Below are 12,046 nucleotides of genomic sequence, written 5' to 3'. Positions count from 1 at the left end.
GTATACAAGTGCGTGTTCAAAAAGGAGGATAAAGAGAGCCGAGCAGTTCGAGGCGCGGAAGCCAGGAAAGTGCGGCGTGTAGATTGACCTACATGAGTACCGAATTGGCGACGTAACGAAGAAATGCGATAGCTATCTTTACCGGATTTTTTGAGCATTCTCTACAACAGTATAACGATGAGGTGAACATATGGAAGGTGTATTATTACTACATAAACCAAAAGGCATGACGTCACATGATTGCGTATTTAAGTTAAGAAAGATATTAAGAGAAAAACGTATAGGTCATACAGGTACATTAGACCCAGATGTGACAGGTGTATTACCAATTTGTGTAGGGCGTGCTACAAAAATTGCGCAGTTTTTAACAAGTGAAACAAAAACGTATGAAGGTGAAGTTACCCTTGGTTTCTCAACAACGACAGAAGATGCTTCAGGTGAAGTTGTGGAAAAACAAGATGTAAATCGTATTATTACACGCCAAGAGGTGGAATCTGTATTAGCGGAACTAACGGGGACAATTGAACAAGTGCCGCCGATGTACTCAGCTGTAAAAGTAAACGGAAAGAAACTATATGAATATGCCAGAGCTGGAAAAGAAGTAGAACGTCCAGTACGTACGATTACAATTCATGAATTTGCGCTACTTGATGACCGGGAAGTGTTTGAAGGAAAGGCGGTTTCATTCCGTTTCCGCGTTACGTGCAGTAAAGGAACATATGTGAGAACGTTAGCTGTTATGGTTGGTGAAAAGCTTGGTTTCCCGGCACATATGTCACATCTTGTGCGAACAGCATCAGGAGAATTTAACTTAGAAGATTGCATATCATTTGAAGAAATTGAACAAACGGTGCAAAATGGAACAGTGGATTCTATTTTTATTTCCATTGATGAAGCATTAAGTAAGTTTCCAAAAATGGTTGTAGATGATGAGCAAGCAGAAAAAATAAAAAATGGCATGTTTTTAAAGAATGAGTTGCAAGTGACAGCGCCATTTATTACAGTATTTGATACAAATGAACGTTGCTTAGCAATTTATGAACATCATCCAAAGCACCCTGGAATGTTAAAGCCAATGAAAGTACTTGTGAATAATCAAGAACTACAGCTATAATGAATTATTAGAAGAATTATTACGGAAAAGGTGGATTCAAGCGTGAAACTCATTCATTTAACTCATCCCCATGCACAAAATAAAATAGAATTACCGCCTACTGTAATGGCATTAGGATATTTTGATGGCATTCATTTAGGACATCAGCGTGTAATTCAAACAGCAAAAAAGATGGCGGACGAAATAGGATGTAAAAGTGCTGTTATGACGTTTCATCCACACCCATCTGTTGTATTAGGGAAAAAAGAAGCACATGTGGAGTACATTACTCCAATGAGCATAAAAGAAAAAGTAATTGCGAGTTTAGGAATTGACACGTTATACGTTGTGAAATTTGATGAATCATTTGCTAATTTGTTGCCTCAACAATTTGTAGATGAATATATTATTGGGTTGAATGCAAAACATATTGTAGCTGGCTTTGATTATTCGTATGGACGTTTAGGAAAAGGAACGATGGAAACTTTGCCATTTCATGCAAGAGGGGAGTTTACACAGACCGTGATTGAAAAAGTAGAATTTCAAGAAGAAAAAGTAAGTTCCACATCATTACGAAAGTTGATTCGTAATGGGGAAATGGAAAAAATTCCGTCTATTTTAGGCAGGGCCTATACTGTGGAAGGAACTGTCGTTCACGGAGATAAACGCGGACGTCAAATTGGTTTTCCAACAGCAAATGTTGCTTTAAAGGATGAATATCTTCTGCCACCTGTTGGTGTATATGCGGTGAGAATGAAAGTAAATGATGAGTGGCATGATGGCGTATGTAACATCGGCTATAGGCCAACATTTAAAGAAGAGCGCCAGCTTTCTATTGAAGTACATCTACTTAATTTCCATCAAGATATATATGACCAGTCTGTTGTTGTGGAGTGGCGTGTGCGTATTCGGGAAGAGAAAAAGTTTAATGGTATCGATGAGTTAGTTGCGCAGATCGCGAAAGATAAACAGACGGCGCAAGAATATTTTAGCACTGCAAAGAATATACTTGCTTTTTCAAATGAAAAGTAGTATTCTATGTTATGTACTTTATGACAACCATTGCTTGGCATTGCGACTCACCGACGCTTGCTAGGTAATTGGGGGTTTAATAATTAGGAGGTGAAATAGGATGGCTTTAACACAAGAGCGTAAAAATGAAATCATTGCACAATTTAGAACTCATGAGACTGATACTGGTTCTCCAGAGGTTCAAATTGCTGTCCTAACAGAGCAAATTAACACTCTAAATGAGCACTTACGTACTCACAAGAAGGATCATCATTCACGTCGTGGTCTATTAAAGATGGTTGGTAAACGTCGTAACTTACTTACTTACCTTCGTAACAATGACATCACACGTTACCGTGAATTAATCACAAAGCTTGGCTTACGTCGATAGTCAAAAAAGCGGGAATATTCCCGCTTTTTTGTTAGGTAAAAATATATCTTCTACTCTTAATAGCTTACTTATATTTCGGTAATACTAGAGGAAGAATATTGTGATATATTATCCATTTACATAGAAGAATTGAATATTTTAATATTTTAAATTGAGAGGGGTACTTAAATGAGTCACGAAAAGCAAGTCTTCTCGATAGATTTAGCTGGTCGTCAGCTTACAATTGAAACAGGTCAGCTTGCAAAACAAGCAAACGGAGCAGTATTAGTAAGATATGGCGACACAGCGGTTCTATCTACAGCAACTGCATCAAAAGAGCCTAAAAATGTAGATTTCTTTCCATTAACAGTAAACTATGAAGAGCGTTTATATGCAGTAGGTAAAATTCCAGGAGGCTTCATTAAACGTGAAGGTCGTCCAAGTGAAAAGGCAATTTTAGCGAGTCGCTTAATTGACCGTCCAATTCGTCCACTTTTCGCAGATGGTTTCCGTAACGAAGTGCAAGTTGTCAGCATCGTTATGAGTGTAGACCAAGATTGTTCTTCTGAGATGGCAGCTATGCTTGGTTCTTCTTTAGCGTTATCGATTTCAGATGTGCCATTTGAAGGTCCGATTGCTGGCGCGACAGTTGGTCGTATTGACGGGAAATTTGTTATTAACCCAACAGTAGCACAACAAGAACAAAGTGATATTCACCTTGTAGTAGCTGGAACAAAAGATGCAATTAACATGGTAGAAGCAGGAGCTGATCAAGTACCTGAAGAAATAATGTTAGAAGCGATTATGTTCGGTCATGATGAGATTAAACGTCTAGTTGCTTTCCAAGAAGAGATTGTACAAGCAGTTGGTAAAGAAAAAACAGAAGTGAAATTATATGAAGTAGATGCTGCAATCAATCAAAATGTACGCGAAATGGCAGAGAAAGATATGCATGCTGCGATTCAAGTATATGAAAAACATGCACGTGAAGATGCAATTAACGAAGTGAAAAAGCGTGTGATTGAGCACTATGAAGCAAATGAAGCTGATGGAGAAACATTAGGACAAGTAAATGAGATTTTATATAAAATTGTAAAAGAAGAAGTACGTCGTCTTATTACAGTTGAAAAAATCCGCCCAGATGGACGTAAAGGTGACGAAATCCGTCCTTTAGCATCAGAGGTAGGAATTTTATCTCGTACGCACGGTTCTGGTTTATTTACACGTGGACAAACACAAGCGCTTAGTATTTGTACGTTAGGTGCATTAGGCGATGTGCAAATTTTAGACGGTCTTGGTGTAGAGGAATCAAAACGTTTTATGCATCACTATAACTTCCCGTCCTTTAGTGTTGGAGAAACAAGACCAATGCGTGGACCTGGTCGTCGTGAAATCGGTCACGGTGCATTAGGTGAACGTGCGCTTGAACCAGTTATTCCATCCGAGCAAGACTTCCCGTATACAGTTCGTCTTGTATCAGAAGTATTAGAATCAAATGGTTCTACTTCACAAGCAAGCATTTGCGGAAGTACGTTAGCAATGATGGATGCAGGTGTTCCGCTTAAAGCACCAGTTGCTGGTATTGCAATGGGGCTTGTGAAGTCAGGTGAGCACTACACAATTTTAACTGATATCCAAGGTATGGAAGATCACTTAGGTGATATGGACTTTAAAGTAGCAGGTACAGCTCAAGGTGTAACAGCGCTACAAATGGATATTAAAATTGCTGGTTTATCTCGTGAAATTTTAGAGGAAGCATTGCAACAAGCAAAAGTTGGCCGCATGCACATTCTAGATCATATGTTATCTGCTATTGCCGAGCCTCGTAAAGAGTTATCTGCGTATGCTCCGAAAATTATTACAATGACAATTAATCCGGACAAAATCCGTGATGTTATTGGACCGAGCGGTAAGCAAATTAACAAAATTATTGAAGAAACTGGCGTGAAAATTGATATTGAACAAGATGGTACAGTCTTTATTTCTTCTATTGATCAAGAGATGAATGAAAAGGCGAAGAAAATCATTGAAGATATTGTTCGTGAAGTACAAGTAGGCGAAATTTACTTAGGAAAAGTAAAACGCGTTGAAAAATTCGGTGCTTTCGTTGGATTATTTAGTGGTAAAGACGGTCTTGTTCATATTTCTGAACTTGCACTTGAACGTGTAGGCAAAGTAGAAGACGTTGTGAAAATCGGTGACGAGATTTCAGTAAAAGTTATCGAGATTGATAAACAAGGTCGTGTAAACTTGTCTAGAAAAGTATTGCTTAAAGAAGAGCAAGAAAAAGAAGCTGCAAAAGAAGAAGCCTCAAAACAAGAAAATGAGCAAGAGCAAAAATAAGTGAAAAAGCCAGTAATCCTGGCTTTTTTTTTATTATATAAAAACATTAGACGGAGAGATTTTTGTAGGAAATGAGGTATAGTTTTACTGAGAACGCTCAAATTAACAAGGATAAGAAGAAAATGGATTATTTCTTTTTGTATAGTTAATGGGAGGGTTTATATGAGAACTCGTATATTTTTATTTATATCTATATTATTATTCTGTATGGGACCATGTTCATATGCGGTATTTGCAAAAGACCATCTTTACGAAGAAATTCAGAAACAAGCGAAACAGTATAGAATTGCCCCGCAAAATGCAGTCATTGATAAGATTTGGAAAGCAACACCGGGATATAATGGTAAAGAGGTTGATATTGAGGCATCATATCAAAATATGAAGAAGGTCGGTGGATTTGACGAAAAGCAATTTGTATATCGGGAGGTTTCACCCCACACACACTTAGCAGATTTATCACCCTCTCCTATTTATCGGGGGCATCCACATAAAAAAATGGTGGGTTTAACGATAAATGTTGCTTGGGGAAATGAGTATCTTCCTCGTATATTAGAGACGCTACAAAAACATGGTGTAAAGGCAACTTTCTTTTTGGAAGGTCGTTGGGTGAAAGAAAATTTAAGGTTTGCGAAAATGATTGTGGATGCAAAGCAAGAGGTAGGAAATCACTCCTATACACATCCTGATATGAAAACGCTATCTGCAGGAGCGATACATGAACAATTACAGAAAACAAATCAAATTATTGAGGCGGTAACGAATCAAAAAGTACGTTGGTTTGCACCTCCAAGCGGAAGTTTTCGTGAAGAAGTTGTTCAATCGGCTGCTAATTTGCGAATGGGAACGATTATGTGGACAGTTGACACGATTGATTGGAAACGACCGGAACCACAAGTGCTTTTGCAGCGCGTTATGAGTAAGGTGCATCCAGGGGCAATTGTGCTCATGCACCCTACGTCATCAACAGCACACGCATTAGATACGATGATTTCACAGTTGAAAGAACAAGGTTATAAAGTAGGAAATATTACAGAATTACTAGATGAAAAGCGAATCGATTAAATACATTTGCATGACATTCGTCTTTAAACTTGTTATCATTAAGTAATAGAAAATTTTTATAGAGAAACTGGCATTAGGAGGAAGGTTTTTGATTAAAAAATATACTTGTAAAAATGGAGTAAGAATTGTAATGGAGAATATTCCAACTGTAAGATCTGTTGCAATTGGAATATGGATTCATGCGGGATCGAGAAATGAAAATGAAAAAAACAATGGAGTTTCTCACTTTTTAGAGCACATGTTTTTTAAAGGGACAGAGACACGCAGTGCGAGAGAAATTGCAGAATCATTTGATAGCATAGGTGGTCAAGTGAATGCATTTACTTCAAAAGAATATACGTGTTACTACGCAAAAGTGCTTGATGAGCATGCGAACTATGCACTAGATGTTTTAGCAGATATGTTCTTTAACTCAACATTCGATGAAGAAGAATTAAAAAAAGAGAAGAATGTTGTATTTGAAGAAATTAAAATGTATGAAGATACACCAGATGACATCGTACATGATATGTTAACGAAAGCGACGTATGAAACACATCCACTTGGATATCCCATTTTAGGAACAGAAGAAACACTTGAGACCTTTACAGGAGATACGCTTCGTCAATATATAAAAGATCATTATACACCTGAAAATGTCGTTGTTTCGATTGCTGGGAATATTGATGAAGCATTTGTTCAAACAGTGGAACAATATTTTGGGAATTATGAAGGAACAACGAATCGTGAACAAGTACATAGCCCAACTTTTCATTTCAATAAAGTAGCCCGTAAAAAAGAAACGGAGCAAGCTCATTTATGTTTAGGTTTCCAAGGACTGCAAATGGGTCATGAGGATATTTATAACTTAATCGTATTAAATAATGTATTAGGCGGTAGCATGAGTAGCCGTTTATTCCAAGAAGTGCGTGAGCAACGTGGCTTAGCGTATTCCGTATTCTCTTACCATTCTTCTTATGAAGATACAGGGATGTTAACGCTTTACGGCGGAACAGGAAGTCAACAATTAGATACTTTATATGAAACAATGCAGGAAACATTGGAAACATTGAAAAATACAGGTATTACAGAAAAAGAATTGGTTAATAGTAAAGAGCAGCTTAAAGGAAACCTTATGTTAAGCTTAGAAAGTACGAATAGCCGTATGAGCCGTAATGGAAAAAATGAATTACTGTTGAAAAAACATCGTTCGCTTGATGAAATTATTGAAAGCGTGAACCTTGTTACAAAAACGAATGTAGACGAGTTGATTCGTAACATGTTTACAAACGAATTTTCTGCAGCACTCATTAGTCCAACTGGCGAGCTTCCAAAAGGAATGAAATAAAGTGAAACTTCCATTAGTGGGGTTTCATCTCCTGTTAATAGTTAGTTGAACACTACCTGTTAGATAAAAATAGCCGTATCTCATTATAATGAGATACGGCTATTTTTTTGGTAAACCTGTTACAAACATCAAAGACTTCTGGTAATGGAAGTTCATTCAATCTTCTTGGTATTTTTTAAAGACATGCAGAATACGTAGTTATTATAGAGTGGAATTTGAGATATGCATTTCATAGATGATTGTAAAGGAGAGAATGATATGCGTTTAAGTGAATTAAGTGGAAAAGAAATTGTGGATTTAGAACGCGCAGAAAAAATGGGAGTTTTAGGTCACGCAGATTTAGAAATAAACGAGAAAGATGGAAAAATTCAAGCTCTCATCATACCGGTGGGGAAATGGGGTGGATTTAAAAGAGAACAGCAGGAAGTACGGGTAGAATGGAGCCGAATTAAAAAAGTTGGGCATGATATGATTATTTTTGATCTTGCAAATCATTCAAGTTCGCAGTGAAAGATAACCGTTTTGGTTGTCTTTTTTTTATTCTGTTTTAACAGGTAGTCGTATCCTCAACTCAAAATACAGAGAAAGCATAGAAGTTAGGTAAGGATGAAGGTCGCGACTGAAGGGGAAGGTTACTTTATCTCACTATTCGTGGGTAGTAAGACCCCACCTCAAGATTCAGAGAGAAACAAAGAAGATAAGTGGGGAATGAAGAAAACCTTCACTGAAAAAAGCTTCACTTTATAGAAGTGTAGATATTTGGAAATGGTGTATGCTTTTTGCTTTTCAATCACCTCTGACTCGTACATTACATATGATGTGGAGGAAAAAGAAAAAGTAGGCGCTTTTCTTATAAATGAAAGAAAAAGAAGGTGAAGTAGGGAATGTTGACTGAGATGCACATTGCTGTCATAGGTGGAGATGCAAGACAGCTTGAAGTGATTCGGAAGTTGGTTGAACTGGATGCGAAACTTTCATTGATAGGATTTGATCAACTGGATCATGGTTTTACAGGGGCAGCAAAAGAGAGTATGCAAAATCTAGATTTCACTTCTTTAGATGCAATTATTTTACCGGTGGCTGGAACAAATGCAAAAGGGGAAGTAGATACTATTTTTTCAAATGCAAAAGTTTCTATTACGAAAGACCAGATTGAAAAAACACCAGCAAATTTTACTATATATTCAGGTATTGGAACTCCGCATTTAGAGGATATTGTCTCTGCTACGAGTCGAAAGCTTGTGAAATTATTCGACCGTGATGATGTGGCTATCTACAATTCTATTCCAACGGTAGAAGGAACGATAATGATGGTCATTCAACATACAGATTATACCATTCATGGGTCGAATGTAATGGTTTTAGGCTTTGGTAGAACGGGAATGAGTGTAGCAAGAGCTTTTCAAGCATTAGGAGCTCATGTCAAAGTAGGGGCGCGGCGTTCAGAACACATTGCTCGTATTTCGGAAATGATGTTATCTCCTTTTCATATGAAGGATATTGAGAAAGAAGTGTGTGATGTTGATATTGTAATTAATACGATTCCACATCTTGTTGTAACTGCAAATGTGATTTCACGTATGCCAGCTCATACCCTAATTATTGATTTAGCATCTAAACCTGGTGGAACAGACTTTCGTTATGCAGAGAAGAGGGGAGTTAAAGCGTTGTTGGCACCTGGCCTTCCAGGAATTGTTGCGCCAAAAACGGCAGGACAAATCTTAGCGAATGTTCTTTCTCAACTATTATTGACCGATATGGAAGCAAGAGAGGGGAATGGAAAATGAGTTTAAACGGCAAACGAATTGGTTTTGGATTTACAGGGTCTCATTGTACGTACGCCGAAGTAATGCCGCATGTAGAGAAAATCGTCGCTGAAGGAGCAGAAGTATTGCCTGTTGTATCATATACGTTGCAAACGACAAATACAAGATTTGGTGAAGGAGCAGAGTGGATTGAAAAAATCGAAGCGATAACAGGAAATAAGGTGATTAATTCGATTGTAGCAGCAGAGCCACTTGGTCCAAAAATCCCCTTGGATTGCATGATTATTGCCCCGTTAACAGGAAATTCAATGAGTAAATTTGCAAATGCAATGACAGATTCTCCAGTATTAATGGCAGCAAAGGCGACACTTCGAAATGGAAAGCCGGTTGTGTTAGCTGTTTCCACAAATGATGCACTTGGACTAAATGGTGTGAATCTCATGCGTCTCATGGCCACGAAAGATATTTATTTTGTACCATTTGGGCAAGACGCGCCGGAGAAAAAACCAAATTCAATGGTAGCACGTATGGAACTTCTTCAAGATACAATTGTAGAAGCGATGGAGGGTAAACAACTACAACCTGTAGTTGTAGAAAAATTCAGATATATGAATTAAAAAACGAAAAAAAACAGACAATTTTTTGTGAAATCATCATTCTTATCGCAGAATATGATAAAATTAATGATATTAAGAATTAGAAGGAGTATTCTATACTCCTTCTAATTCTAAGTATAGAAGGATTGGTATCTAGAAAGGGGCATAGTGATGGAAAAGAAAAAATCTTTTCATGTCGCTGTAGTTGGAGCAACCGGCGCAGTTGGTGAACAAATGTTAAATACTTTAGAGAAACGTGATTTTCCAATTGGAAAGTTAACGTTACTTTCATCTAAACGTTCTGCAGGTAAGAAACTTGTATTTAAGGGAGAAGAATTCACAGTACAAGAAGCAACTCCTGAAAGCTTTGAAGGAGTGAATATTGCACTCTTTAGTGCAGGTGGATCTGTATCTAAACAATTAGCACCAGAAGCCGCAAAACGCGGTGCAATTGTTGTTGATAATACAAGTGCATTCCGCATGACGGAAAATGTGCCGCTTGTTGTACCCGAAGTGAATGAAAAGGACTTAAAGGAGCACAATGGTATCATTGCGAATCCAAACTGTTCTACAATTCAAATGGTAGTCGCTCTTGAGCCAATTCGTCAGCAATTTGGTTTAAAACGAGTAATCGTTTCCACATACCAAGCTGTGTCAGGTGCAGGTGCTGCTGCAATTGAAGAGCTTCATGAACAATCACAAGCAATCTTAAATGGGGAAGAAGTAAAAGCAAATGTTTTACCTGTATCGGGTGACGAAAAACATTATCAAATTGCTTTTAATGCAATCCCACAAATTGATAAGTTTCAAGATAATGGCTTTACATTCGAAGAAATGAAAATGATTAATGAAACGAAAAAAATCATGCATATGCCAGAGTTGGAAGTAGCAGCAACATGCGTACGTTTACCTGTTGTATCAGGTCATTCTGAATCTGTTTACATTGAGGTTGAAAAAGAAGGTGTAACAGTAGAAGAACTGAAAAACTTGCTTGCAAATGCAGAAGGAATTGTACTACAAGATAATCCGGCAGAACAGTTATATCCAATGCCATCCACGGCAGTAGGCAAAAACGAAGTATTCGTTGGACGTATTCGCAAAGATTTAAATAACAATAAGGGATTCCATCTTTGGGTCGTATCTGATAACTTATTAAAAGGTGCTGCATGGAACTCTGTTCAAATTGCAGAACGATTAGTAAAATTACAATTAGTGTAAACGGCTAAAAGAAGGTGCAAAAAATGAAAATTATTGTTCAAAAATTTGGTGGTACATCTGTGCGTGATGAAAATGGACGTAAGCATGCACTTCACCACATTAAAAAATCATTAGATGCTGACTATAAAGTAGTTGCCGTTGTATCAGCTATGGGGCGTAAAGGTGAACCATATGCAACGGATACATTATTAAGTCTTGTGAATCAACAGGAATCTCGTATTTCAAAACGTGAACAAGATTTATTATTATCATGCGGGGAATTAATCTCGGCAATTGTTTTTTCGAATATGTTAAATGAAAACGGAATAAAAGCAGCAGCGTTAAATGGTGCACAAGCTGGTTTTGTAACGAATAATGACTTTACGAATGCAAAAATCATTGAAATGAATTGCGATCGTGTTCTAGCGGAATTACAAGAAGTAGACGTTGTTGTTGTTACAGGTTTTCAAGGACAAACAAAAGATGGCGATGCGACAACACTTGGGCGCGGTGGAAGTGACACTTCGGCTTCAGCTTTAGGTGTTGCGCTTCATGCTGAATATATCGATATTTTTACAGATGTAGAAGGTGTAATGACTGCTGATCCGCGTATTGTGAAAGACGCACGTCATCTTCAAAACGTAACATACAATGAAATTTGTAACATGGCTTACCAAGGTGCAAAAGTTGTTCATCCGCGGGCAGTTGAAATTGCAATGCACGCAAAGGTACCACTTCGTGTGCGTTCTACGTACTCTGATAGTGAAGGAACACTCATTGCGGCATATGATGGTGCTACAAGGGGCCGTGATGTAGAAGAACGGCCTGTTACAGGAATCGCTCATGTATCAAATGTGACGCAAATTAAAGTACTTGCAAAAGAAGGATCGTATGATCTGCAAAAGCACGTTTTTAAAGAGATGGCGAATGAAGGAATTAGTGTAGATTTAATTAATATTTCACCTACAGGTGTGGCATATACAGTGAATGACAATGTATCGAACCGTGCTGTTGAACTTCTTCAAAAACTTGGATATGATCCAATTGTGACAGAGCACTGCGCGAAAGTATCCATTGTGGGAGCTGGGATGGCTGGTTACCCAGGGGTTACCGCTAAAATCGTCACAGCTTTAGCTGAAACAGGGATTCAAATTTTACAATCAGCAGATAGTCATACGACAATTTGGGTGCTTGTAAAAGAAACAGATTTAGTGGAAGCTGTTAATGCATTACATAGTGCATTTGAGCTTTCAAAAGAAAAGCAACTGGAACAATAAGGAG

The 12,046-nt window shown here is 37.8% G+C and carries 11 protein-coding genes; all 11 read left to right on the top strand.

What is annotated here, in order from left to right:
• Positions 1-190: 190 nt before the first annotated feature.
• The 11 genes from truB to dapG all read left to right on the top strand — a co-directional run bounded on the left by truB (position 191) and on the right by dapG (position 12,042).
• Positions 191-1,114 carry a tRNA pseudouridine(55) synthase TruB gene (truB, locus tag QUF99_RS20060; protein WP_286121513.1) on the top strand — a complete coding sequence of 308 codons (924 nt, stop codon included), beginning with the start codon at positions 191-193 and terminating at the stop codon, positions 1,112-1,114.
• Between the two features lie 42 nt (positions 1,115-1,156).
• Positions 1,157-2,125 carry a bifunctional riboflavin kinase/FAD synthetase gene (gene ribF / locus QUF99_RS20055; protein ID WP_289372287.1) on the top strand — a complete coding sequence of 323 codons (969 nt, stop codon included), beginning with the start codon at positions 1,157-1,159 and terminating at the stop codon, positions 2,123-2,125.
• Positions 2,126-2,225: 100 nt separating this feature from the next.
• Positions 2,226-2,495: a 30S ribosomal protein S15 gene (gene rpsO / locus QUF99_RS20050; protein WP_286121511.1), complete on the top strand. Its 270-nt coding sequence runs from the start codon at positions 2,226-2,228 to the stop codon at positions 2,493-2,495.
• A 168-nt stretch (positions 2,496-2,663) separates the two neighbouring features.
• Positions 2,664-4,817, top strand: a complete 2,154-nt coding sequence (gene pnp / locus QUF99_RS20045; RefSeq protein WP_289372286.1) for a polyribonucleotide nucleotidyltransferase — start codon at positions 2,664-2,666, stop codon at positions 4,815-4,817.
• Positions 4,818-4,979: 162 nt separating this feature from the next.
• Positions 4,980-5,879 (top strand): polysaccharide deacetylase family protein, encoded by a 900-nt coding sequence (locus QUF99_RS20040; RefSeq protein ID WP_289372284.1) that lies wholly within the window; start codon positions 4,980-4,982, stop codon positions 5,877-5,879.
• Positions 5,880-5,967: 88 nt separating this feature from the next.
• On the top strand, positions 5,968-7,206 hold the full coding sequence (locus QUF99_RS20035) for a M16 family metallopeptidase (RefSeq protein WP_289372283.1): 1,239 nt from the start codon (positions 5,968-5,970) through the stop codon (positions 7,204-7,206).
• A gap of 258 nt (positions 7,207-7,464) precedes the next feature.
• Positions 7,465-7,716, top strand: a complete 252-nt coding sequence (locus tag QUF99_RS20030; RefSeq protein ID WP_289372281.1) for a YlmC/YmxH family sporulation protein — start codon at positions 7,465-7,467, stop codon at positions 7,714-7,716.
• 374 nt (positions 7,717-8,090) lie between these two features.
• Positions 8,091-8,993, top strand: a complete 903-nt coding sequence (dpaA, locus tag QUF99_RS20025) for a dipicolinic acid synthetase subunit A (RefSeq protein WP_289372280.1) — start codon at positions 8,091-8,093, stop codon at positions 8,991-8,993.
• Complete coding sequence (locus QUF99_RS20020) at positions 8,990-9,589, top strand: dipicolinate synthase subunit B (RefSeq protein ID WP_289372279.1); 600 nt, start codon at positions 8,990-8,992, stop codon at positions 9,587-9,589. Before dpaA ends, QUF99_RS20020 begins: the two co-directional genes overlap by 4 nt.
• A 150-nt stretch (positions 9,590-9,739) precedes the next feature.
• Positions 9,740-10,786 carry an aspartate-semialdehyde dehydrogenase gene (asd, locus tag QUF99_RS20015; RefSeq protein ID WP_289372278.1) on the top strand — a complete coding sequence of 349 codons (1,047 nt, stop codon included), beginning with the start codon at positions 9,740-9,742 and terminating at the stop codon, positions 10,784-10,786.
• 23 nt (positions 10,787-10,809) lie between these two features.
• The gene (gene dapG, locus QUF99_RS20010; protein WP_289372277.1) at positions 10,810-12,042 is read left to right on the top strand and encodes an aspartate kinase; all 1,233 of its coding nucleotides are present in this window, start codon (positions 10,810-10,812) and stop codon (positions 12,040-12,042) included.
• Positions 12,043-12,046 lie beyond the last annotated feature (4 nt).

The sequence above is a fragment of the Bacillus sp. DX4.1 genome, from assembly GCF_030348195.1.
In the GTDB taxonomy this organism is placed as follows: Bacteria; Bacillota; Bacilli; order Bacillales; family Bacillaceae_G; genus Bacillus_A.
Note: the sequence above shows the minus strand (reverse complement) of the source record. Positions and strands in the feature narration are given on the sequence as shown.

What these genes read in the sequence shown, in the direction of transcription:
- asd (WP_289372278.1), top strand. Translation starts at nt 9,740, where the DNA reads ATGGAAAAGAAAAAATCTTTTCATGTCGCTGTAGTTGGAGCAACCGGC.
- dpaA (WP_289372280.1), top strand. Translation starts at nt 8,091, where the DNA reads ATGTTGACTGAGATGCACATTGCTGTCATAGGTGGAGATGCAAGACAG.
- pnp (WP_289372286.1), top strand. Translation starts at nt 2,664, where the DNA reads ATGAGTCACGAAAAGCAAGTCTTCTCGATAGATTTAGCTGGTCGTCAG.
- QUF99_RS20030 (WP_289372281.1), top strand. Translation starts at nt 7,465, where the DNA reads ATGCGTTTAAGTGAATTAAGTGGAAAAGAAATTGTGGATTTAGAACGC.
- rpsO (WP_286121511.1), top strand. Translation starts at nt 2,226, where the DNA reads ATGGCTTTAACACAAGAGCGTAAAAATGAAATCATTGCACAATTTAGA.
- dapG (WP_289372277.1), top strand. Translation starts at nt 10,810, where the DNA reads ATGAAAATTATTGTTCAAAAATTTGGTGGTACATCTGTGCGTGATGAA.
- truB (WP_286121513.1), top strand. Translation starts at nt 191, where the DNA reads ATGGAAGGTGTATTATTACTACATAAACCAAAAGGCATGACGTCACAT.
- QUF99_RS20020 (WP_289372279.1), top strand. Translation starts at nt 8,990, where the DNA reads ATGAGTTTAAACGGCAAACGAATTGGTTTTGGATTTACAGGGTCTCAT.
- QUF99_RS20040 (WP_289372284.1), top strand. Translation starts at nt 4,980, where the DNA reads ATGAGAACTCGTATATTTTTATTTATATCTATATTATTATTCTGTATG.